The following is a 23,094-nucleotide window of genomic DNA, read 5'->3' on the forward strand; positions in this document are numbered from 1 at the left end:
CCCTCCGCACGGGAATGTAGGGTGATGGTCTGTCCGTTAAAAATGAGCCCGGGTGCCTGCGGAGCCAGGGTAATCTCAGGCTTTAAATATTTAAGGATCTGTTCGTTTAACTGGGCAGTGGTGATCGAAGAAGGTTGGAGCATTTGCGGGGTGACCGTGCGGTTGAGATCGGAAAGGACATCCTGACCGAGCATCGACTTGTTAATAGCACCCGCTTGAACCGAGTCCGCTACCTTTGCAGAATCAGCATTTTTTGCGATCTTCGCAACCTCCGCAACCAAGGCACGAGGGGTGGCGGTGATTCTTTGATCGGGGGCGAGGTGCCGCAAGCCCTTGCCGTCCCCATCATCAAAGCGGACTTTCAAATACAGTTCATCATAATCTAAAAAGAGTTGCGGAGGTAAGACATTCATCCCCTGCCCGCCAAGAAGAACGGTATACCGACCGTTGCGAATATTTACTTTGATCGAGTCGTCCTTACTCTTACCATTCCGCCAATGGGTCTTGCCATCCTTATCCTGCAAGGAAAATGTAAACTGGGCATCCCCAAAGTAATTGACTCCCCGAATTGCCACCTTGCCCGAATACGGAACCGGATTGGCAGACCAGAGGAAAAGTGTGAAAAAAAGGAACGAAATCAGGACAGGTATTTTTTTCATAACAGGAACAGAGAAATTAATAATTAATTAGATTAAAAATAGGAGGGTATTGTCAAACAGGATTTCGGGAGGGATGGCGATCGAGTGATGCGGTTCGCTTCCCGGTTCACAGTGGATCGCCACGGGCTTACGCCCTCGCGATGACAAATTGGTGAAGGAATGGAGTGTGGATTATGATGACTATACACACTCTTTGTCATTGCGAGGAGGGAACGAAAGTGACCGACGCGGCAATCCATCGTGTCTCCCATAACGCGGTCGGGGTTGTCTCTTCGCTTACTGGCTCACATTGGATCGCCACGGGATTACGCCCTCGCGATGACAAAATGTGAAGTGATGCAGTGTGCGGTTCGATGACAATACACACTTGTCATTGCGAGGAGAAAACGAAGTAAAGGAAGCGGCAATCCATCGTGTCTCGCATAACGCGTTCGGGGTTGTCTCTTCGCTTACTGGAGCACAGTGGATCGCCACGGGCTTTAAGCCCTCGCGATGACAAAGGGGTCTAAAGAGGGATCTCTTCTAAAAATAAGAAAAGGAAATTTAAAATTCCACTTCCGTCCAGGGAGCAACCCGGGCGGATTCGGTTTTCCGGTATCCGGTAATATCTTCGATGGAAATTAAGCCTGCTCGATTGCCCCACGCATTGCGAACATAGGTAAGTATACCAGCAAGTTGTTCATCCTTCATAAAACCATGCGGAGGCATGATGGGAGGAACCCCTTCCACCGGTTTGCCATTCACTTTAATCGGTCCCATGAGACCATGAACAGCCACGCCGATCAACCGTTTGGCATCCCCAGTCACCCAGTCGCTTTTGGCCAGCGTGGGTGCCATATTAGGGAGGCCTTTCCCGTCCGCCTGGTGACAGGCTCCACAGCTAACCGAGTATTGATCGCGGCCTTTGCGATAGACAGAAAGAAGGTTACTATCCTTTTTAACCCAGTCCGCTTCTTTATCCTTATAAGTTTTGACCGCTCGGGATGGGTAACCGGACTTGCTTATTATTCCAGCATAAGATGCGAGAGTCGATGGAACCATCTTACGGTCTACCACCTGTTCCGCTAATGTTTTAAATTCATCGGGAAAGAAATCTGCAACGCCTTTACTCTCACCTGCCAAGCGAAGACCAGTCATGGAAACAAACCAATGATGATCTTCAATGGCAAGACGAACGGTTTTTTCTTTCAATTTACCAAGCCCGGCCAATGTCCACATGGCGTGTACCCGGGCATGGGCTTTCGCTTTTTTATTGTCAGCAAGTTTCTGGACATCCGTGGCTAAATCCTGACGCCCCCCTTCCACGATCCGTTTTTGGGAACGCAGCCGCCACCAAAGATGAGGGTGGGAAAGACCAGCCACCAAATCGGATGGAGGATCAATCGTTTTATGATCCTTCGGAACAATCCGATAAATTCGGCCCAATCCGATCGGTTTATCCAATTGTCGCTCCGCAGACTGGCGACGTAAATAAGAAGTCAGGTAGCGCTTGTGTTGAATAACACCTCGGTGAAAATCGACCACATAAAGACAGCCATCCGGCCCCATGGATGCATTGACCGGACGGAAACGTTCATCGGAACTGGCAAGAAATTCCCGTTCTTTCCAAACCGCATCGGGATAGAGTTGATGAACATATTGATCAGATGCAGGAAATGGTTTTTCGGGAAGGAAAGCCCCCACGGTATTGGTTCCGGGAGACATCGAGAAAATCGCTCCCTCCCAATCTTTTCCGTATGCCCCATGACTGTGGACTGCCAAGCCACTGATTGTGGTTACACTGGCTACGCGACCATCTTCCAAGATTCGGCCCGGACGATAATTTCGATTCAAGGCGGTATTTGGACGAATTCCGAACACACGATTGGTCGGAGGTTTCACAGTGGAACCTTTGCTTGGCCACTGACGATCGTAAGTCGCCCAGTCCACTTCAAACCAATTGCTATTGGCATTAAAATATAAGCGTCCATAGGCATCGCTTCCCATTCCCCATTGTCCACGTCCTTTGGCAGGCATTTCAATTAGCTTTCCATTCCGCCAGGCTAATTTTCTTGATGACTTTGAATTGTACATCCAATTGTCCAATGCGAAGTGCAATGCATTCTCCGCATGTTCAATATTACTCTGGGCAGCAGTGGCAAAATCGAACAGTTTTTCCCGTTCATCACATCGCAAGTCTCCATCAGTATCCTTACAAAGCCAAAGACCCCCGGTTTCTACCACTAATACACCATCATCCACAAAAGCGATACAGCGCACATTAATCATGTCATCCACGAAAGGCGTGGCTTTGTCCATCACACCGTCCTGGTCGGTGTCTTCCAATACCATCACCCGGCTCATCCGTTCGTTTTCTCCGGTACCGTCCAGGTCCCTCATGTAAGTGCGTAGTTCACCAACCCACATCCTCCCTTGGTCGTCCCAGTCCACAAAGACCGGATCCTTGACCATGGGTTCAGAAGCAACCAATTCAACCTTGAAGCCCGGGGCCACTTTGAATTGAGCAAGAGATTCCGCCGGGGTAAAAACGGGAACTACATCGGGCGACCATTTTTTCCAGTTTAGAGATGAAATGAGATCTTTCTCACTCGCTTTGTCTCCATTTTGTGAAAATAGAGAAAGGGAAGAAAATGAGAAAACGATTAGAAAAATAATTCTTGGGAAATTCATACTAAATTAAAATAAACCGATCTTACAAAATGCCAACCCTTGAGTCTGCAAAGTATTAAAATTTTATATAAAGAAAAACAATCATTACAGATCGATCCACTTTCTTTCCTCCCATGATTGTATTCCCAATTCCGCCAGTTCGACGCCCTTCGCTCCCGATCTTAAATCGTAGGGAAAGGGTTCGTCCAAAGCGACATGGCGGAGAAAGAGTTCCCATTGAATTTTGAAAGCATTTTCATAGGTAGTCGCGTCTGGCATTTCAGACCAGCCTTCATAAAAGTTGATCGGTTGCTCAATATCCGGATTCCAGACCGGTTTAGGGGTAACTCCAATCCCTTGAGTCTGGCACCCACGCAGGTTGACCACTGCCGAACCTTTACTTCCGTCCACCTGCATCACAAAAAGATCGTCCCGGCGAACCCGCACGGTCCACGAACTGTTAAACTGACAAAGGATTCCGTTTTCCAGTTCCATGGTGGCATAGCAGGCATCATCCGCAGTGCATTGATAGGGATTACCCTGTTCATCAATCCGTTCACCAATGTGAGTGGCTCCCCGGCAGGAGATACTTTTGATCGATCCAAACACATTGTCCACCAGGTAGCGCCAGTGGCAAAGCATATCGATCATGATGCCCCCACCGTCTTCCTTTCGATAGTTCCAACTGGGACGCTGGGCAGGCTGATCCTCATCATGCCCGGTAAATACCCAGTATCCAAATTCTCCCCGGACGGACAGAATCTCTCCAAAGAATCCCTGATTGATCAGAGTCTTCAGCTTCCGAATCCCCGGTAACCATAGTTTATCCTGAACCGCTCCGTTTTTGACTCCCGCATCCTCGCATAGTTTGGCTAAGCGAAGAGCTTCCTCCGTGGTGACCGCGGTGGGTTTCTCACAGTAAACTGCTTTCCCCGCATTCGCGGCCATCTCGACAAAGCGGGAGCGGTGTAGGGTGGAACTGGCATCAAAGAAGATTTGATTATCTGCATCCGCAAGAGCCTTTTCGATATTGGTGGTCCAGCGACGTACACCCGTTTTTTCGGCCAGGGCTTTCAGTTTGTTCTCGTTTCGGCCGGTAAGAATGGGATCGACCGTAATCACTTCATCGGGGGAAACCTGAATGCCTCCCTGCTCACGGATGGCGCAGATCGACCGGATTAGGTGTTGATTGGTTCCCATGCGTCCGGTAACGCCGTTCATAATAATTCCAAGTTTATGTTCTTTCATAATAGATTAAGTGTAATGTAAATAGGATTGTTTGATCGCTTGTAAAAATTCCTGAGGTGGTTTTTCCCACCAACGGTTGGAGAAGACTTCGACTTCGATCATGCCTTTAAATCCGGAATCTTCTACCATTCCCCGGATACCTCGCAGATCAATACAGCCCTCCCCCATTAATCCACGGTCATTGAGTAAATCGGTGGTCGGAGTCATCCAATCGCAGACATGAAAGGAAAAGAGCCGATTAGCTTCTGCTGTGCGCCTGGTCTGAGCTTCCAAATCGGGGTCCCACCAGAGGTGATAAACATCATAGGCAATGCCGACCAACGGATGATTTAATTCATCACAAACATCATTGGCCGAAGCCAGGGAGTTGATCGCGGAACGATCATCCGCATACATCGGGTGCAGTGGCTCAATTGCCAGCTTAATTCCAAGTGATTCAGCCAGAGGCAATGTAGCCGCGATCCCATCCGTGATCTGCATACGCGATTCAACCAGGGATTGGCCGGGCACTGCCCCGCATACCAAAACCACAATGGGTGCACCCAAGGCGGCAGCATCCTCGATCGCTCGTTTATTATCCTCGATGGCATCAAGACGGGATTTCTCCTCGACGGCCGGATAAAATCCTCCACGGCAAAGGGAAACGACCTTCAAGCCGGCAGCCCGAATGGATTTACCGGCTTTCGATGGATCCCGACCCTCCAGCCATTGTCTCCAAACGGTAATTCCGGATACCCCCGCTTGGGCATAATGATCGACCGCTTCTTCCAGGTCCCAACCCTTGGTGGTAATGGTATGCACACATAGACGGGAAAAATCAGTAAGTGGATCGGCATTCATGATGGAAAAGAATAGAAGGGAATATTCATACGCTCGGCAATCCGTAGCGGGCGAATTAATGCCTCCTGCATCCGAGCTCGTTCGTTCCCAGCACGAAGATCAGGACATTCGGGATGGATCTCCGCAGAATCGATCACACCGAGCATTTGTAAAATCTCTGCGGTGCTGTGCTTATACCCGGCAGCACTTCCCTTGTCATCGAGGCGGAAGACCGAATCCTCCAGCGATTGAATGGCTTCGAATAACTTATATACCCGGGAATCAAAATCATCTTTCCTCCAGTATTTTTTGGCTGCACAAATGAGCGGGCATGCGGATACCCCAGCACCTATCAGCAAGGGTAATCCCATGCGGATGGCGGAGGCGATCCCGAAATCATCTCCGCTATGGGGAACGAAGTCCAATCCGAGGTCACGGCACATGGATGCCCAATATAGAAAGTGCGGTTCATCCAGAGTGGAAATTTTTCCACCGACAAATTTCTCATGACCTGCCAATTGGTGCAAAAGCCAGGGATCGAAGGGCGTGGCCCAGGGAACGAAAGCGGGTTCGAGAGCATGAACGAGTGCGGGTACTTCGATTTTTTCAGCAATTTCAAAGTAGGCATCTCTTCGTTTCTCGGGAGCCAAAGCATTCAGAGCCTGTGAGGTCATGATCATAACTTCACAAGGGCGGTGAGCCTGGGCAATTTCGAGATGTGAATGATAACAGGAGGCATCAAAAGCAGTAGGCGATGCCCCCACTGCCGTGACTCCACTTATAAAGGATGCATCGGGGTAAAGAGAGCGGAAGCGTGAGATTACTTCCTCGTAAAGCTCCTTGGATAGATTGAATACATAGCCGGTATCGGCATTCAGTACAAAAGTGATCTCCACCCCAAAGTGATCAGCGCATTTCATCATCCATTGAAGCATCCTTTCAAAACTGCCCCAATCCGGTTGGCCGTCCTTAAATGGAAGTAACGCGGCAACACAAAGGCGGGGATTGGACTGGTCATTCATTAGATCCTCTTCACGGGAATGTGCCCACACGGTTTCGCTCCATTGGGTATCGGGTTGAATTTCATCAGCTTTTTGAATCATATGTTCCATTCTATCAGTTATTCGGACATACCGTTAGGACAGAACTTGCATAATTAGCATTTTTCAGACATTTTATTAGTCTTTATTTGATGAATAAATTTCAACCCATCTTTTTGGAAAACCTACGAATTTCAATTCCAGGCTATTCCATCCTGAGAGTCGCCCATCATCGGCACACCCCCAAAAGCGACTTGGTTGAAGAACATGAACATACTTATTCCCAATTTCTTCTGTATTTAAGAGGTCAGGGAATTCAGACTTATAACGGTGAACCTATTGCAGTAAGACGGGGTGCTTTACTCTATTTTCCTCCAGGCACACGACATGGATTTATCAAATCTATGAAAAGCCCGCCGTTATCCCTGGTGATTAACTTTAAAGAAAATGGAGCTAAAAAATGGCGGGTAAAAAATAAGGTTTTATTACCTGTGACTCTTTCGGAGATAGAAAGTGTACTTAATCAGATGATCCAATCCGTGGATATCCATCAAGCTCATAGTATTGTAGCATCATCCCACATACTACAAATTTTCTCGGTACTATTCAATGTACTCGATGAGGGAAACATAAATAATAGAACGGTTTATCCAGTCACTGAAAAGGTGAGAAGATTGCTAAATGAATTACCGGTTATTCCCAAAGCACCGAATGAAATTGCTAATTTTTTGGGGGAAGATTTAAGTTCACTCAATCGGAAAGTCCGTCGCGAATCTGCCCTTAACCTTGGAATTCTCCTCGATGAAACCCGGCAGAAAAGATCGTACGAAGGATTAAAAAAAGAAAACCTGTCTATTGCCAAAATTGCCTGGGATTGTGGATTCGCGGATCCCAATTACTTTGCCCGGTGGTTTCGAAAAAAAGTCGGCCAATCTCCCCGTCAATGGAGGGAAGGAAATTCATAGAGTATAAAAAATAGCAGGCCGTCTTGAAAATAATCACAGAGGAGCATCTATTTTAATCTTGAAAGGAAAGTTTAATTAGATTCTTTTTTTTTGATGAAATTACTCGTATTATCGTTTTTTTGCTTTTCCACTTTATTGTCCTTTGTAAAGGCCGAACCTGAATCAAAGGAATTGTTTGGAGAGAAGTTTCCAAGCCTTGACCACCTGTCCACCGGAGAATGGTGGAAACGGGCAAGGCCCCCTGAGGTCCTCTCCAAAAAAGGGAAACCGCCCAAGAGAATAATTGAATTAAATGTTCCCCGTGATGAGGTGGTTGCCTTTGCCCTCTACACGCAAGATAGTGGAACCCTCAAATTGACCGGACAACTTTATCCTCTGATGCCGGATGAATCACGGGAAGTTCGTTTGGAAACCAAGCAGGGAAAACAGTGGAAGGAAATTTCGAAAGTCAAGATCACCTATCCCGGATGGAGTGCACACTTTCGGATTACAAACTGGGACTCTACAAAGGATATTCCTTACCGGGTTAGGCATGGTAAAAAAGCTTCTTTCGAAGGTTTGATAAGGAAAGATCCAGTTCACCAAGAAACAATTGTGGTCGGAAATCTATCCTGTAACTCAAGCCGCACCAAGGGACCCCGTCCTCAAATTATTGAAAACCTAAAGGCGATTAATCCCGACATGCTCTTCTTTGCCGGTGATCAAACCTATCACCATACTGAACACACCGCAGGCTGGATCGAATTTGGTCTACAGTTCAGGGATCTGATCAAAGACCGACCCACTGTCACCATCCCGGACGACCATGATGTGGGGCAGGCCAACCTATGGGGAGAAAGTGGTATTGTCGCCACTTCGCCCGCAGGAAACAGCGGTGGTTATTTTTATCCAATCCCTTATGTCAATATGGTGCAACGTCAGCAAACCTGGCACTTACCCGATCCGGTGGATCCTAAAAAGGTAAAAAGAGGGTTGGAAGTTTACTTTACCCGTTTACGAGTAGGTGGGATTGATTTTGCGATTTTGGAAGACCGTAAATTCAAAACCGGACCCGCAGGCAAGATACCTAAGATGGGCCCCCGCCCCGATCATATTAATGATCCCGCTTATAACCGGGATGCCGTTAACCTGGATGGCTTGGTCCTTTTGGGAGACCGACAGCTCAATTTTCTCTCCAACTGGAGTCAGGATTGGGAAGGTGCCCAAATGAAAGCAGCGCTTTCCGCCACGGCTTTCTGTGGTGCGGTTCACATTCATGGAAATCCGAACAGTCGCCTCCTCGCGGACCTTGACAGTAATGCCTGGCCCCAAAAAGGTCGAAACAAAGCTCTACATGAACTCAGGAAAGCCATGGCCACCCACCTATGTGGAGATCAGCATTTGGGAGTGGTCGTCCAACACGGAATTGACTCACACCGCGATGGTCCCTTTGCCTTTACCAGTCCGGCAATTGTCAACACAATATACGGTCGATGGTGGAAACCGGAGGATGAAAAACCCGGCCCCCGCCCCATTCCGAATTCTCCTCTCCCCTGGACCGGAGATTTTGAGGACGGTTTGGGCAACAAAATTACCATGCATGCCTATGCCAACCCCGAAGACCGAAAAAATGAATTAAAAAGAGCGGATGGTTTTGGTGTCGCCCGGTTCCACAAAAAGAACCGCACCATCACTTTTGAATGTTGGCCCCGCTTCTCCAAAGTGTCCGATGGAGATAAAGTCCAGTTTCCCGGTTGGCCGCTTACTTTTAAAATGACTCAGAATGACGGCAGAAAAGTAAAAGGCTGGTTGCCCAAGCTTACATTTACTAAGCCAAATCCGGTGGTTCAGGTGATCGAGGATAAAACTAAGGAGATTCTCTATACTGTGCGCGTTCAAGGTAAGAACTTCCAACCAAAGGTATACTCTACAGGCAAGCACACAATTAAGGCCGGTTTGAACACACCTCAGAAAGTCATTTCAAAAGACCTACTACCACAAAAAGACCGCAAAAAAGCGGGCAGTTTAAAGGCTTCTATATAAGTTATTTTTTTCCGTGACCGGAATCTAATCTCCTTGATTTGGCCGCAAGGAGTTCCTTCTTGTTCCTGGATTTCAAAAAGGCAATGAGATCCCTCAAATCTAATGGAGCCAAGGTCAAGCCCAAGGGGGGCATTGCTGAAATGGGGGGAGAAATGGTGGAGATATCTTCTTGTTTGAGTTGAGTTTCTTTTCCGTCGGGGGATACGAGAACCAATGTTGCATTGTCTTCGGACTCTTCTGCGATTCTACCCACTAAAGTAATTCCGTCTTTGGTGGAAACTGTAGAAAGTCCATAACCCGGAGTGATTTCCGCACTTGGATTAACCAGGGATTCAAGTAATTTATCGGAACTCAGTCGATCCCCCACCAAAGATAATGGAGGCCCCTGCACACCGCCCTCTTTATCAATTTGGTGACATTGCATACAGGCACCCTGATTCCTAAAGACCTTATCTCCCCGCAAGCTATCTCCACCATAAAGGCTGAGAACATGGATTCGAGCGGGTTCACCTGCCGCGTAAGTAGCGGCCACCTTTTTAGATTCTGCGTGGTCGTTTTTCGAAAGGAACAAATATAAGTCCAGCCACAATTCTGGACGTAGTTCCAACTCCCTCTTTTGCCAAAGCTCGATCATTGTATCCGGTTTTTTTAAAACATATCGGTTTAAAACTTGGCGAGCCACCAATAGTGTGTCTTTTTCAATCGCCTTCATGGATAGCTCGTCCATATCGGGAAGGTTTCGGTTTAGGCAAAGCTCAAATGCTGTTGCCCGTACTTCTTCACTTTCATCGGTAAGTAAAGACTTGAGAAGTTTATTGTCTTGCTCGCTCTCTAATTCGCCCAGACTTCGTAAGTTGGCTACCCGAACCTGAGGGTCAAGTTGTTCATCCTCAATTTGTTTCCTCAGGATTTCAGCATCAATGGACAGGCCGGCTTTTTGGGCAAGGTTTGTGGCCAGTGAAAGAAGTTCGGGATCGCTTTCTTCGAGTAGAAAAGATCTTAAATCTTCACCGAGTACCTGGGTCAGGTTACTCATCGAGGAAGAAATTGCTGGCATTGGCCGGTAGTGACCGAGGACTGGATCAGTATCTAATTTCATCCCCCACCTCATTAAAGCCTGGAGTGCAAAAGAACGAATTTCCTTGTCAATTTTGGGATTCGAACAAAACCCGAGGAGTCTTCGGGCCGATTCATCTGTGCCTAATCTAAAGTTTGCGGCCACAATTCGATATTGAATATAAAATGAATACTCACTCGGATCGATCAATGCCAATTTTTTCCCTGCTAAACCATCCAGCGCAACAGTATCATAAACTGCCCGTATTGCCTCGATACGAACGGGAGTACTAGTGTCCTCCAAAAAAGTCATCAGTCCGGCATTAGCAGTTCGGCGGAGGAGAATAACCGCGGTCAATCGTTGTTCTTCCGATTTTGATCCAGCGAGTGCGATAAGCTGTTCGGGAGACGCGATTCGATCCAGAGCGGAAATAAAAGAATGCCTGAGAACAGGGTCGAAATCAGCCCCTTTGTTTTGTTCAACCGAGTGGAGAAGTGCCGAAACTAATACCGGGTCCGATTTGCTGCCTATTCGGCCCAGGGAAAGTGCTGCGAGAGAAGCCACCCGGGGGGAGGGATCTTTCAAAAGTTCCAGAAGAGAACTCCCCAACTTCAGCAAGTTAGAACTCCCGGCCACCCTCGCCGCATTGGCACGAATTTCAATCTCCTTATTTTCGAGCATTTTCAAAATAAGAGGTGTGACAGATTCGGAGTACCCATTTCTTGCCAATTGACCCAGTCCCCAAATCGAATGAAGTTTAGCCAATAAGGAAAATTCTTTATCTCCCAAAATTTCGTTCAATTTCGCAACCGCAACTTCTCCTTTTTCAACCATGGCAAATTGGGCAGATTGACGAATCCTCTGATCTGCATGATCAAGAAGACCAGACAGTTCCGGTAATGAACGATGACTAAAACCATCCGACATTAACTGGGCAACTGCTTTTCCTACTCTTTTAAGTTCTTTGTCCTTAGGACGAATCACTTGAACAGAACCGTTTTTATTGACCGACCAGCCTCCCCCATAATCAGCAAAATACAAATTTCCATCATAGCCTTGAGCCACATCTGATATCCCAACATTATCAACCAATGTTTTACTCGAAGCCAATTTAAACCCGGCTCCTTTTTCTTTTAATTTTGCAATCCACACCTTGCACCTAGAGGGCGAACCCTTGTAGTCGGTCATTAAAAAGCTGTTTTTTACATCTGAAGGTAAAGTTTCTCCCGTAACCCAAGTCACTCCCGATGGACCATTACCAAGATGGCCAACCGGAGAATATATCCACTGGGGCTGATCTTTAGAAAAAGTTTCAAACATTTCCTCCCCAACCCAAACCGATTTGCTGATATGAAAATCTCCCCAGTCCAAGTCTTTCACATATTGATGAGCTGACTGATGGGACATATCCCACCCGGAGTCCGAATTTTCCAAGACATAAACAATTCTGGATTTATCTCCAATATCACCATTGTTATCAAAGGTGAAAAGATTGCCATGATTATCGAAGGCGAGCTCCTGTGGATTTCTTAGCCCATGTGCCAACACCTCAAAATTAGTGCCATTCGACTCGCATCGGAAAACGGCTCCACGACCCGGAGCCGATTGAACTTCGCCCTGATCATCTACCACATGATAACCTCGATCTCCCACGCTAAAATATAACCGACCATCAGGACCTCGAATAATACCGTGCAGGTCATGCCCAGTAAAAGAAATCCGCACCCCGAAACCATTGACCAATTTTTCATTCGTGTCCGCAATGCCATCCTCATTTGGATCAGTTAATTTCCTGAGTGCTGGAATACAGGTAAAGTATAGAGCATCTGACTCGGCTAATATTGAAAATCCAATTCCATCCAGAGTTTCATTAAAATCATCGGAATAAACCGTTCTTTCATCCGCTACTCCGTTTCCATCTCTGTCTTGTAATCGAAGAATACGTTCCGGCACACTGGTGTACCATTCCATGGGAATTTTATCCGAGAAATCCTGGTATAACTTCATGCGATCCTCGAGAGTTTTGGACTGAAAATCTCGAGCGATCATATATCGGGCACCTCTAAGATCTTGTACACCAAATTTAAACCGATTGGCCTCGGCCACAAAAACCCGTCCTTTAGGGTCAATATCTAAACTTGCCGGATTTTCGACATGAGGGTAACTCGCCCAAGTGTAGCCTTCATATCCGGAGTGTATAATCGTACCTCGGAAAGGGGATGCTTTGTTCGAAAGTTGTGGCAATTGTGCAGTCGGAGTGAGTACAGGCGAAGCCAGCAGCAGATTAGTAAAGATACTGTAAAATAAAATTATTCGAATAAGCATAAATCAGATTAAATTAAACATAATATGTTATTAAAAATCAACAAGAGAACACGGACTATTTGTTAACTAAATGTAAAAGTTTCGTCATGACCTTAGAAATTTTCTCTCTCCATTCGAATTTTGATTATAAAATAAAAGTATGTAATTTCATATTAAAAAAACAAGATTACAGATTGATGATTTATTATATCTGGCATACTATCATAAGCAAGGAGTAGAAAGAAATGTTCAACTGCTCTGAATAACACATTATCGAAACTTTTTTTCACCCATTATTCAAATGACAGAAAATCCTTATTTTTCTTATGCAGAAGCTTTTGAAAGAATAACAACAGAGGGAAAAAACTTACCTCTTGGAGGAATTCCTTCGGCGAAGAGGAAAAAACCTACTGAAGGGTCACCGGTCGTTTTGATTATGTCTCCCCATCCAGATGATGAATGTATTATTGGAGGGTTCCCCCTTCGTTTAATGCAGGAAACGGGTGTCCATGTGGTCAATGTCGCAGTCACACTGGGCAGCAATCCAGAACGTAAGGAGGAAAGACTCAACGAACTGAAAGAAGCTTGCGATTGGATTGGGTTTGAACTTCAGGAAACTCAACCCAAGGGCCTCGATAAAATTAACCTCGCGAGTCGAAAAGAAAATCCAACCGAGTGGGCGGAAGCAGTTAAAACCATCGTTGAGATTATAAAAAAATGGAACCCGCAGGCAATTTTCTTTCCCCATGCAAGTGACTGGAATCTAACTCACATAGGAGTCCATCAACTAACTTTGGATGCACTCTCTTGCCTGCCCACAATCAAAACTATCCTGGTCGAGACTGAATATTGGGGACAGATGAAAAACCCGAATATAATGGTGGAAATTTCGACTGTTCAATTATCAATGCTTCTATCCGCACTCTCCCATCATCGAGGAGAATTAATTCGCAATCCTTTTCACCTAAGACTCCCCTCATGGATGCAGGACAATGTTAGGCTTGGAGCAGAGGTTGTTGGTGGACAGGGCGGACACTCCCCCTCTTTTTCTTTTGCCACCCTTTATCGCGTGAATCAATGGAACCAAGGGAAAATGAGTCCTGCTTGGCTCGGTGGCAAATTGCTGGCCAGTGAAGAGAATAGTAAAGAGATACTATTTTCGAAGTAATCGGATTAACTAAATCGGAAAAGGTTTCCTCTCCCTCCTCCGGGCATTTGTCGCTGGACACTTAGCACTCCGACTTGATTTCCTTCAAAAAGGAATCAATTGATGTGTTACTCTTAAAAATTACTCTTCGGGCAGTCCAACCGCTTTTTCGTTCAGTGCCGAACTTCGACTTGTTCAACAAACTATTCGGGTCCTAGGCGGGAAAGGATTTGGTCGAGAATATGATCGGGGCATTGATCCACAGATATAGACAAAGCTTCACCCGGTTCCGGTTCCTCCAGGGTGTCCAATTGACTACGGAGTAAACTGGCGGGCATAAAATGATTTTCTCTCATGCGCATCCGCTCAGTCAGAATCGATTCCGAAGCATGTAAATAAATGAGCTGTACCCTCCTTCTCTCTACTCCGAGAATTTGTCTCCCGCTCTTTGTAAGGGCGGAACAACTTACCACTACTCGATCTCCCCGGGAAAGATATTGATCAGCCGCTATCCGAATATCTTCAAGCCACGGAATACGGTCCCCTTCGCTTAAAGACTCACCATTCGCCATCTTCTTCTGATTCGCAGTTGAATGAAAATCGTCCCCTTCGAGAAAATCAGTTCCCAATTCCTTCGCCAACATCTGCCCTAATGTGCTTTTCCCCGAACCGCAAACTCCCATAATAATAAAGATCATAACTCGTATTCAGTTAAAATTTCCACTAGAACTCCTACAGGTAAACGGTAGTCACTTGCGTGTTAGACCATAGGGAAAATCCGTGAACCAATCAGACAGACTATTAATCCGGTCACCGCCATGATAATTCCCATCACTGTATTTGTTTTCAGCATTTCCGACTCCGTCATTCCGCTCATTTTACTAATTACCCAGAATCCAGAATCGTTCATCCAACTGATCGGCTTGGAACCGCACCCAATCGCGATGGCAATGTAAACCGGATGATAAGTAAGTACAGAAGCAGCTGCAATGGGAGCGACCACACCGACCGCGGTAATCATCGCCACAGTGGAAGACCCTTGGGCGGTCCGCACGATCATGCAGATCAAAAACCCGACAATCATTAATCCGGACTCCGTCGCGGGGAGAGAATTTTCGATACTTCCTGCAATCCCGGTTTGACGGAGAACATGACCGAATGCACCACCCGCACAGGTAATCAACACAATTACCCCCGCATCTGCAATAGCTCCCTGAATCGATTGGGCAACGCTTTCCTTGGTGCTCCCGGGTCGTCTGGCCAAAAGAACAATTGAAAAAACTGCGGCCACGGTTAAGGCAATATCCTTGTTTCCAAGAACCCGAACGAGGGGTTCGATCGTGAGCATCCAGGCGGGTTGAACCTCCATGTTAGCGAACAGCAAACTGAAAACAGTTCCTCCAGCAAGTAAGAAAAGAGGAATTAGAATGGGCAGAACCGAACTTAGTAAACCCGGTAATTCCTCTGCTTTACGATCCATCATTGCTTTTAATTGAGCCTTGGTCAAATCCGCTGATTCGCGTAATGGGATGATAATCCGGGTACTGATAAACCGGGCCCAGACATAGCCCGATGCAGTGGTAAACACGCCCACAATTGTACCGCATATAATTGCCAGACCAATATCCACTCCCAATTCGTAGGCAACAAACAAAGGCCCGGGCGTAGGGGGGACTAATGAATGTGCCATCGTGCCACCGGCAATGATTGTCAGTATGTACAGCAGGTAATTACGGCCCGTTTTTAAATGCATGGCTTTCCCCAAAGGCATCATCAAATAGAAAACGGTTTCAAAAAAGACCGGAATTCCAAGGGTGAATCCACTGGCGATAAAGGCAACCGGGGCATTCTTCTCTCCAAGCAAATTACGGATTCCCAAAACGATTCGTTCTGCGGCCCCACTTCTCATCAGGCACTGCCCCACAATTGCCGCCATCGCAATCATAATTCCGATTTTCAGACAGGTACTTCCAAATCCGGAACCCACCCGCTGAGCAATGTTACGGGATGAAATGGAACGGGCCTCATTGATTTGAGTATGATGAATTATCCGGTCTTTAATTTCAGGTAAAACTTCGGAGGAAATCTCCCCGTAACGAACCCCCAGTTCTTTTTCGAGTGTTTTTTCCTCCTCACTCAGATTTGATGAAGGAAGTAAAGTGAGTACCCCCACGGAAATTTCCTCTAGTTTTCCATCGGATTCATTCGGGCGAAGTAAGAAAATAGACCCTGAAATAATTTTCTGGTTTTTAGAAGCCTTTAATGCCACACGATCACTGACCACATCCGTGATTCGGACCGCTTCTGACTTGAGGCAATGATGATAGACCGCTTCCTTTTCGGTGAAGGCAGCCACAATCAAAGAACCCAGGATCAAAGCGAGAAACGCATGAAGCCTAAAAATTAAAATACTGCCGACCACAATCACCATGCCGATCAGCAATAAAAGAATCGGACTCATGGTTGCAGAATTACTTTCATCAATCCGGGTTCGCGTTGATACAGTCGTTCAAACCACGAGGGTCCTTCCTCAAGGGAAACGGTTGCACTGATCAACGGGTCCACCTGAATCGAACCGTTGGACATCAATTCTATACATTGGGGATATTCCCCCGCGGAGGCACAGGTCCCCAAAAGGGAAAGTTCGCGGGTGACCACCGCTTGTAGTGGAAGATCAACTTCGGGGGCGAGATTACCAACCAAAACAACTGAGCCACCTTTTCTCACTGTATTGATCGCAGTCTGAACTGTGGGAGTCGCACCGACCACTTCAAAAGAGGAGACAACCCCCCGGCCCTGTGTCTGGGCAAGAATTTCTTCCTCCACATCCTTATCCTTGGAATTAATGGTATCAGTCGCTCCCAGCCTGCGGGCAAGCTCCAGACGGTCCTCATCAATATCCACCGCAATTACCTTCTGACATCCTGCCGCTCGGAGGGCCTGGACAACAAGCAATCCAATCATGCCCGCACCCACAACCAAACAAGTATCTGACGGAGCAATCGTAATCCGTCCCACCGCATGAACCGCAACTGAAACGGCCTCAATCATTGCCGCATGTTCGAAAGGAAATCCGGTTGGCAATTGATATAAAATATGGGCTGGTGCGGTTACAAACTCGGCAAATGCTCCGTGCCTGCGGTACTCCCCACAAGACACTCCCAGTACCATCCGGTGGTCACAAAGATTAACCTGCCCTTTTTTGCAGTAGTCACATTCTCCGCAATAAACGGTGGAATCAAAGGTGACCCTGTCCCCAATTGCAAAACCGGTAACGCCGGACCCGCAGGACTCAATTATTCCGGCTGCTTCGTGCCCCATAATGAGCGGGGGAATACGCCGACCACTGCTTCCGTCAAAGCCATGCACATCGCTTCCACAAATCCCGCATGCCTTCACCCGGATCAACACCTCATTCTCACCATGCTCCGGTATCGGGCTGTCCTGAATTTCAAGCCTCTTGGGTGCGGTGAGCATCATGGATTTCATAAACTACTTTGCAAATTGGAAATGTTAGAATCCGGTCCCCTTAGTCGATGTCTTAATTCTCATCAGGTACATATCTGCGGTCATGTAAAGGGTGGAACCATCATCTCCAAATGCACAATTGGCGGTGCGTTGGCCAGTAAGAATAGTACCCAGATGTTTGCCCTCGGGGGAAAATACTAAAACTCCTCCGGGTCCGGTCGCCCATATATTTCCATCCACATCCACTTTCATACCATCATTCCCGCCCTGACGGTCGGGATGCTTTTTTCGGTATTGAGTAGAATCGAAGAAAATTTCCCCCTTTTTCGCCATTCCATTTTCTTTCAGTTCATAGGACATCCAAATCGGACGAGGACCGTGGGAATTGGCCACATACAAAGTTTTTTCATCCGGGGACAAAGTGATTCCATTGGGTCGTTCAAGATCTTTTCCAACCAATGCAACTTTCCCGTTTTTACGAAGAATATAAACTCCCTGGAAATCAATTTCACGCTTGGGATCCTTTTCTTTTTGCACCAATCCATAGGGTGGATCGGTAAAATAGAGTTCCCCTTTTTGATTGTACGCGAGATCATTGGGGCTGTTGAAACGTTTCCCTTTATACTTTCCGGCCAAAGTTTCAAAAACTGGCAGGGGAGAATTAGTCGACGCAGTCATGCGGGCGATCCGGCGGTCTCCGTGCTGGCATATGATCAAATTGCCCTTTTCATCCAGAGTAAGACCATTGGAACCCGATTCCCCCGCCCGTGATTTATTCGGAGTGTATCCAGAAGGATCAAGGTACACACTCGCCCCCTCTCCTTCCTTCCATTTATAAATCTTATTGGCGGGCACATCGGAATAAAGAAGAAAATCACCTTTTGAAACCCACACTGGTCCTTCCGACCAGACATATCCCTCGGCAAGAATTTCAATTTTCGCATCCTTTGAAATAAGTTGATTAAAGGAGGGATCCAAGCGTTCAATCGATCCAGTGGTGCGATAGTTTTGAGCCCCAAGAATCGAGCTACTGGTACTGAATAATGAACATAGACTGAAGATGATTGAATTTTTCATGGTAGAATAGTGATTCATTTCTCAACGCCATTCCGCTGCCCAGTCATGGGTGTGAACCTGACTTTCAATATGCCATTCACGGAGTTGATCCAAAAGTTTTTGCTTCACTCCACTTGCGGCAGGTTCATCCCACAAATTCACCACCTCATCTGGGTCATCTTTCAAGTTAAACAACTGACCACATTTCATATGAAGGAAATGAACTAATTTCCATTCTTCATTTCGAATCATACTCATAAATTCTGTTTCCGTTAAGATACCATCTTTGATCTGCTCCGCATAAACATACTCACGGGGCGTCCAGTCTTTTCCCTGAATTGCGGGTAAAATAGACTGTGCCTCGAAAGTGTGCGGAACCTCAATCCCGGCCATCTCGAGTATAGCTGGCCCGATATCCATATGCTGACAAAGACCTTCAATGGAACGCCCGCCCTTATAAATATTAGGTGCCCACACCACCATGGGCACACGGGTGACCAGGTCGTACATTGTCCATTTCTGACTGTGTCCGTGATCAGTCAGGCAGTCTCCATGATCCGAAGTGAATATAACAATCCCATTTTCCAGATAGCCCTGCCTTTCAAGAGTCGTTAAAATTTCCCCAACCTTCTCATCAATCATACTCACATTCGCGAGATAATGGGCCCGTTGACGGTGCCGCTGCTCGCGACTGGGTTCAAGATCCAGCACAACCGAGTCATGATCGACTTCATTATTATGTTGCCGCAGGCCCTTCAGAGGCTCCGGAAGGCCGTCCAACTCCTCCTGACTCACCTCCATTAAAGGCAGGTCTTTTTTCAGATAAGGTTCGCTGAAACGCTTGGTCGGATCATAAGGCGGATGTGGTCCAGGAAATCCGATCTGTAAAAAAAGAGGTTCTGTTTTGGGGTAGCTATTCAACCACCACGTGGCCGTATCCCCCACAAACATATCGGGGTGCATATCCTCGGGTAGCTCCCAGTCAAATGCTCCCAATGCATCTTTGTAATCTGCTCTTTTTCGATACGATTCACGCTGTTGCTTTACCAATCCACGTGCTTTTAATGCTTTATCCCACTCATCAAAAAAATAGCGCTCCTCCAGGTAACGGTCCTTGTTCTCCACCACATAACGCTCATGAAATCCCAAGGGCGTGTGATAGGGGTAGCTGTGCATCTTACCCACATTGACGCAGCGGTAACCGGTGTCCGACAATTTCTCAATCCACGAACGCTTCCAGGAGTCCGCATTTTTAAAGATACCAGTAGTGTGCGGATAATATCCAGTAAATAGACTGGCTCGGGCGGGGGCACAGGAGGCGGCAGTAATAAAGCAATTATCAAAAGATACCCCCTCATTCACAAGTCGGTCCATATGCGGAGTGTCCATGTGATCATTACCCAAGGCGGCAATCGTATCAAAGCGTTGCTGATCCGTAATAATAAATATGATATTGGGCCGAGTAGTCATAACAGGATTATCGTAATTAATAAGGGTAATGGAAATATATGTCGGTTTGCACACATTTTCTTACAAAATTCCTAATTATCTTTTTATAAAGACAATACAAAAGAGGAAACGAAACCCTCTTGTATCATAATAACACCCTTACAGAGCTTACTCTGCCTTGTACTCGAAAGTGGATAGAATGACCGGATCCGGATACTTGACTAAATTAGAAGATACACAGGTGGACTTGAAGGGTAACTTAAAATCATCAAAGAGTGAAGCACCACGCTGAACTTGTTTAGGGGAGAGTCGACTGGCGAGCGAGCAATGGGGATCCCACTGAGCAGTCCGGTAAAATTTATTCATTGATGAAAACCCGGCATTCTCATCATGTAAACTGTGAAGTTTAGTTAGTGGTTTTGATTTTTCCGGGGAAAGAAAGAGTACGCCCCGGTCCTCAAAAAAAGCCAGATTTTCAAAATTGATCTCAAATCTTTTTTGGCCTTCCAAAAATCCCCAATCAACTTTCTTTGGGCCGCTAATTTCTCCATAAACCAAAGTTAAATGAGGAGTGAATTTTTTTTCAAATGCACGGCAGGGAATCTTATTTTCCGATATTTTTTTCCACATATCTTGAATAGTGGCATTTGTAATGTCGTCAAAGTGGACTTCAAGGGAATAAGGCATAATGGTAGAGTATAATATTTAGAAATGTAAGTGTACGAGCTTTATCTAAAAGTGCGATCAGTTGCAACGATTCTAATTTCACCCAATCAGTTCATTACAGATCGGTTAATTATTGTTTAAATCACTACAATTCGAATTCAACTCCTAACCCGAAATGAAAGAAATCTTTTAGCCCCTGATCCCCTGCTAAGTTAAGATCACGATCAATGGCCCAACTTTGGTTGATATGACCAATAAGGGAGAAGTTTTCGGTGATTAACTTTCCAACGCCCAAGTTTACCGAAAAGAAATTCATTCCGTTATGCCCGTCCGATACATATCCCTCGTTCCAGCCAAAAATGCCAGACAACGAACATTCGAACTCGTCACTTGGATTAAAAAGCTTAGTGTTTGACCATTCAAAAAAGGTTCCCTCGGCATCCATTGAGTAATAGGCATCCAATGAAGTTTCAAAAGCAAAAGGCAACTCCCCGTAACTGATGCCTGCAGACCATTCATCATCTGATTCATTATCCTTGGCAAAAACTAAATGGGTATATCCTGCATAGAATTGAAAGCCATTAATTTCCTGAGTAAAAGCGAGGTTATATTGCACCTCGTCATACTGGTGGTTAGAAGATCTCCCATACCAGACTCCACCCGAGAAATGATCATACCCTACCTCCAGTGAGCCTGCCCAAAGGGATTTACCATTTAAGGCGTCCCGTCCTTCAGAGAAGTAAAGGCTCTCCCAACCGGTGTGCGCATGGGCTTCAAAGGATTGATGAGCGTGAATTTTCTCAAAGGGTTTACTGGTCTCCGATTCGTGGGCATGACACAAAAAACGAGAGGCGAGTAGAATCAAAACGGGAATGGAATAACAAATTTTCAGGAACTTCTTAAACAAAGCAAACGGTTAACCCGCAAGTAAAAAAGGAATAACCCCCCAATCACTTACCTGATCACCAATCAAAAATAATAATGAATTTCGGCTTCTCAGCTCCAGTCCACCCAACGAAAGAAGATAAAAGAAATTAAGGAGAAGATTTTTTGATATTGTAAACTAATTTAATGCCTGAACAGAATCGAATTTACTTTGCGATTCCAAACCATTCCTTGCTCGATCCTCCGTGCATAAAAAGGCGATCCTCCGCACTTGCTAAAATCATTCCAACCATAGCATTCCCGATTGAGGAATACCCTAGGTACTGGTCTCCTCCAATATTTCTCTTCCCGCCAAAAAAAGCAGCTCCCCCCTCGGGTAGGCGACTCAGTTCAAGATACGGCAACCAGGTCTTCATTACGTCGCTGTGCTCTGTTGAAGCCCCCATTTTAATACCGGAAAATCCATAAATTAAACCGATCGAAGACATCGCATGTGCATGGCGCATTCTTCCATTTAAACGGACCAGCGCATCCGCTAAGGATTGAGCAAATTCCACTTCCCGGTCTGCAACAATGAGTGCGGTGACCATCGCACCAGTTCTAGCCGCAATATCCGGACTCCACCGAGCTCGTGAGGAATAGCCCAAAGCACCAGTCTTAGGGTCAACAGACTTCTTCACCTCGGAAAAAGAATCACGCCATGATTTTTCATTAATTGGATATCCACACTTTTCAGCCAGAGCCCAGGCCAAATGTGCCTGAACATTGATTACAATCAAGCCACCGCCGCTGTAAGGAATCGAGTAATGGTGACCCATTGTCCCCTTCTCGGTCACTCTCTTGGCAAGCAAATCACAGCATTTCTTGAGCGCGCTGAAATAAGTTTTATCACCAGTGGCTAATTGATATTCCGCAAGAAAGATTCCGTTGGAAGCAGTCTGCCAATTTTTGGGTCCTTTCTTAGGATCATTTAAATCGATCAAATCAATGCTAGCCTTCTTTACAAACTCGATCCCTTTCTTGACCGAGGACAGATGAGAGGGGTCATTATTTGCCAAGAGCACCAATCCGCAAAATGCGGTGGTATAAACATCCGCATCTCCGCCCACCCCCGGTTGCCAACGGCCCGATTTTTGCTGAATCTTAGCCAGGTGATTTGAAATATCTGCTAGAAACTTTTTTCTTTTGGGACAGGAAATTGGAGCTGTCAGCGAGAAAGACTGACTGAAAGGTAGCTTAACAGGTAAGGTAATTAACTCGGAGCCTCTTCGAACCTGAAGAGATAAAAGTGGGTTGGGTAAGCAAGAATTGAGATTCAAACTTACACCCAAAAGGGCCTGTGGTCCTTCTAGTCCAGTGTCAGTTTTTTTTGAAAACGGCTTGGGAAACTTTCCCGCGATCCGTACCAATCGATCACCAACTAAAAGTCCCCCTCTCTCCGCAGTCCCACCCTTACCCACATCCATGATAAGGATTTCTTTATCCCCATCTTTCAATCGACCGGTTGCCTCCAGTACTCCTAACGGAAAATCATGATGATCTCCGTTTTTACTGTTGATCAACTTCGGTCGATAAACTGACTGACCGCAAAGAAAAGCAGAAGCGAAAAGGCAAATGGCGAAGCAAGATACAAAAACATGCATTCGCTCATTTTTTGGGT

At 46.2% G+C, this 23,094-nt stretch carries 19 protein-coding genes; 5 read left to right on the forward strand and 14 right to left on the reverse strand.

Annotated elements, in window-relative coordinates; translation table 11 throughout:
* Positions 1-659 (reverse strand): hypothetical protein (locus tag ACKPQ5_RS07300; protein ID WP_407678443.1); only part of this gene is annotated, 659 nt, incomplete at its 3' end.
* Positions 660-832: 173 nt separating this feature from the next.
* Between ACKPQ5_RS07300 and ACKPQ5_RS07305 the strand changes: the two genes are divergently transcribed.
* Together ACKPQ5_RS07305 and ACKPQ5_RS07310 are read left to right on the forward strand one after the other, a co-directional pair.
* Positions 833-991 (forward strand): hypothetical protein, encoded by a 159-nt coding sequence (locus tag ACKPQ5_RS07305; protein ID WP_407678444.1) that lies wholly within the window; start codon positions 833-835, stop codon positions 989-991.
* Positions 992-1,002: 11 nt separating this feature from the next.
* Positions 1,003-1,155 (forward strand): hypothetical protein, encoded by a 153-nt coding sequence (locus ACKPQ5_RS07310; protein WP_407678445.1) that lies wholly within the window; start codon positions 1,003-1,005, stop codon positions 1,153-1,155.
* 47 nt (positions 1,156-1,202) lie between these two features.
* Here the strand turns inward: ACKPQ5_RS07310 and ACKPQ5_RS07315 are convergent, their stop codons facing one another.
* The 4 genes from ACKPQ5_RS07315 to ACKPQ5_RS07330 form a co-directional block, all read right to left on the reverse strand.
* Entirely contained in the window at positions 1,203-3,329 is a 2,127-nt protein-coding gene (locus ACKPQ5_RS07315) for a DUF7133 domain-containing protein (protein WP_407678446.1), read from the reverse strand.
* A gap of 84 nt (positions 3,330-3,413) precedes the next feature.
* Positions 3,414-4,556: a Gfo/Idh/MocA family protein gene (locus tag ACKPQ5_RS07320; RefSeq protein ID WP_407678447.1), complete on the reverse strand. Its 1,143-nt coding sequence runs from the start codon at positions 4,554-4,556 to the stop codon at positions 3,414-3,416.
* A 6-nt stretch (positions 4,557-4,562) separates the two neighbouring features.
* Positions 4,563-5,396 carry a sugar phosphate isomerase/epimerase family protein gene (locus tag ACKPQ5_RS07325; RefSeq protein WP_407678448.1) on the reverse strand — a complete coding sequence of 278 codons (834 nt, stop codon included), beginning with the start codon at positions 5,394-5,396 and terminating at the stop codon, positions 4,563-4,565.
* Complete coding sequence (locus ACKPQ5_RS07330; protein WP_407678449.1) at positions 5,393-6,478, reverse strand: beta/alpha barrel domain-containing protein; 1,086 nt, start codon at positions 6,476-6,478, stop codon at positions 5,393-5,395. Before ACKPQ5_RS07330 ends, ACKPQ5_RS07325 begins: the two co-directional genes overlap by 4 nt.
* 89 nt (positions 6,479-6,567) lie before the next feature.
* On the opposite strand from ACKPQ5_RS07330, the gene ACKPQ5_RS07335 reads away from it, so the two are divergent.
* Both ACKPQ5_RS07335 and ACKPQ5_RS07340 read left to right on the forward strand, forming a co-directional pair.
* Entirely contained in the window at positions 6,568-7,380 is an 813-nt protein-coding gene (locus ACKPQ5_RS07335) for a helix-turn-helix domain-containing protein (RefSeq protein WP_407678450.1), read from the forward strand.
* A 93-nt stretch (positions 7,381-7,473) separates the two neighbouring features.
* Positions 7,474-9,402, forward strand: a complete 1,929-nt coding sequence (locus tag ACKPQ5_RS07340) for a metallophosphoesterase family protein (protein ID WP_407678451.1) — start codon at positions 7,474-7,476, stop codon at positions 9,400-9,402.
* A gap of 1 nt (position 9,403) precedes the next feature.
* Here ACKPQ5_RS07340 and ACKPQ5_RS07345 read toward each other — a convergent pair whose 3' ends face one another.
* Positions 9,404-12,784 (reverse strand): DUF7133 domain-containing protein, encoded by a 3,381-nt coding sequence (locus ACKPQ5_RS07345; RefSeq protein WP_407678452.1) that lies wholly within the window; start codon positions 12,782-12,784, stop codon positions 9,404-9,406.
* Positions 12,785-13,064: 280 nt separating this feature from the next.
* On the opposite strand from ACKPQ5_RS07345, the gene ACKPQ5_RS07350 reads away from it, so the two are divergent.
* The gene (locus ACKPQ5_RS07350; protein WP_407678453.1) at positions 13,065-13,931 is read left to right on the forward strand and encodes a PIG-L deacetylase family protein; all 867 of its coding nucleotides are present in this window, start codon (positions 13,065-13,067) and stop codon (positions 13,929-13,931) included.
* Positions 13,932-14,113: 182 nt separating this feature from the next.
* Here ACKPQ5_RS07350 and ACKPQ5_RS07355 read toward each other — a convergent pair whose 3' ends face one another.
* The 8 genes from ACKPQ5_RS07355 to ACKPQ5_RS07390 form a co-directional block, all read right to left on the reverse strand.
* Positions 14,114-14,608, reverse strand: coding sequence for a gluconokinase (locus ACKPQ5_RS07355; protein WP_407678454.1), 495 nt, complete (start codon positions 14,606-14,608; stop codon positions 14,114-14,116).
* A gap of 62 nt (positions 14,609-14,670) precedes the next feature.
* Entirely contained in the window at positions 14,671-16,371 is a 1,701-nt protein-coding gene (locus tag ACKPQ5_RS07360) for a GntP family permease (protein WP_407678455.1), read from the reverse strand.
* Positions 16,368-17,399: a galactitol-1-phosphate 5-dehydrogenase gene (locus ACKPQ5_RS07365; RefSeq protein WP_407678456.1), complete on the reverse strand. Its 1,032-nt coding sequence runs from the start codon at positions 17,397-17,399 to the stop codon at positions 16,368-16,370. Before ACKPQ5_RS07365 ends, ACKPQ5_RS07360 begins: the two co-directional genes overlap by 4 nt.
* 24 nt (positions 17,400-17,423) lie before the next feature.
* The gene (locus ACKPQ5_RS07370) at positions 17,424-18,473 is read right to left on the reverse strand and encodes an SMP-30/gluconolactonase/LRE family protein (RefSeq protein ID WP_407678457.1); all 1,050 of its coding nucleotides are present in this window, start codon (positions 18,471-18,473) and stop codon (positions 17,424-17,426) included.
* Positions 18,474-18,476: 3 nt separating this feature from the next.
* Positions 18,477-19,904: a sulfatase family protein gene (locus ACKPQ5_RS07375; protein ID WP_407678458.1), complete on the reverse strand. Its 1,428-nt coding sequence runs from the start codon at positions 19,902-19,904 to the stop codon at positions 18,477-18,479.
* Positions 19,905-20,051: 147 nt separating this feature from the next.
* On the reverse strand, positions 20,052-20,570 hold the full coding sequence (locus tag ACKPQ5_RS07380) for a 2'-5' RNA ligase family protein (RefSeq protein ID WP_407678459.1): 519 nt from the start codon (positions 20,568-20,570) through the stop codon (positions 20,052-20,054).
* A gap of 124 nt (positions 20,571-20,694) precedes the next feature.
* Entirely contained in the window at positions 20,695-21,456 is a 762-nt protein-coding gene (locus tag ACKPQ5_RS07385) for a hypothetical protein (RefSeq protein WP_407678460.1), read from the reverse strand.
* A gap of 184 nt (positions 21,457-21,640) precedes the next feature.
* Positions 21,641-23,077 (reverse strand): DUF6288 domain-containing protein, encoded by a 1,437-nt coding sequence (locus ACKPQ5_RS07390; RefSeq protein ID WP_407678461.1) that lies wholly within the window; start codon positions 23,075-23,077, stop codon positions 21,641-21,643.
* Between the last annotated feature and the right edge of the window lie 17 nt (positions 23,078-23,094).

This window comes from Candidatus Seribacter sulfatis (assembly GCF_964187635.1).
In the GTDB taxonomy this organism is placed as follows: domain Bacteria; phylum Verrucomicrobiota; class Verrucomicrobiia; order Opitutales; family Seribacteraceae; genus Seribacter; species Seribacter sulfatis.

Excerpts from the sequence above, each read along its gene's own strand:
- ACKPQ5_RS07335 (WP_407678450.1), top strand. The coding sequence starts at position 6,568 with ATGAATAAATTTCAACCCATCTTTTTGGAAAACCTACGAATTTCAATT.
- ACKPQ5_RS07340 (WP_407678451.1), top strand. The coding sequence starts at position 7,474 with ATGAAATTACTCGTATTATCGTTTTTTTGCTTTTCCACTTTATTGTCC.
- ACKPQ5_RS07380 (WP_407678459.1), bottom strand. The coding sequence starts at position 20,570 with ATGCCTTATTCCCTTGAAGTCCACTTTGACGACATTACAAATGCCACT.
- ACKPQ5_RS07360 (WP_407678455.1), bottom strand. The coding sequence starts at position 16,371 with ATGAGTCCGATTCTTTTATTGCTGATCGGCATGGTGATTGTGGTCGGC.
- ACKPQ5_RS07365 (WP_407678456.1), bottom strand. The coding sequence starts at position 17,399 with ATGAAATCCATGATGCTCACCGCACCCAAGAGGCTTGAAATTCAGGAC.
- ACKPQ5_RS07350 (WP_407678453.1), top strand. The coding sequence starts at position 13,065 with ATGACAGAAAATCCTTATTTTTCTTATGCAGAAGCTTTTGAAAGAATA.
- ACKPQ5_RS07315 (WP_407678446.1), bottom strand. The coding sequence starts at position 3,329 with ATGAATTTCCCAAGAATTATTTTTCTAATCGTTTTCTCATTTTCTTCC.
- ACKPQ5_RS07390 (WP_407678461.1), bottom strand. The coding sequence starts at position 23,077 with ATGCATGTTTTTGTATCTTGCTTCGCCATTTGCCTTTTCGCTTCTGCT.
- ACKPQ5_RS07355 (WP_407678454.1), bottom strand. The coding sequence starts at position 14,608 with ATGATCTTTATTATTATGGGAGTTTGCGGTTCGGGGAAAAGCACATTA.
- ACKPQ5_RS07320 (WP_407678447.1), bottom strand. The coding sequence starts at position 4,556 with ATGAAAGAACATAAACTTGGAATTATTATGAACGGCGTTACCGGACGC.
- ACKPQ5_RS07305 (WP_407678444.1), top strand. The coding sequence starts at position 833 with ATGATGACTATACACACTCTTTGTCATTGCGAGGAGGGAACGAAAGTG.
- ACKPQ5_RS07325 (WP_407678448.1), bottom strand. The coding sequence starts at position 5,396 with ATGAATGCCGATCCACTTACTGATTTTTCCCGTCTATGTGTGCATACC.
- ACKPQ5_RS07330 (WP_407678449.1), bottom strand. The coding sequence starts at position 6,478 with ATGATTCAAAAAGCTGATGAAATTCAACCCGATACCCAATGGAGCGAA.
- ACKPQ5_RS07375 (WP_407678458.1), bottom strand. The coding sequence starts at position 19,904 with ATGACTACTCGGCCCAATATCATATTTATTATTACGGATCAGCAACGC.
- ACKPQ5_RS07345 (WP_407678452.1), bottom strand. The coding sequence starts at position 12,784 with ATGCTTATTCGAATAATTTTATTTTACAGTATCTTTACTAATCTGCTG.
- ACKPQ5_RS07370 (WP_407678457.1), bottom strand. The coding sequence starts at position 18,473 with ATGAATCACTATTCTACCATGAAAAATTCAATCATCTTCAGTCTATGT.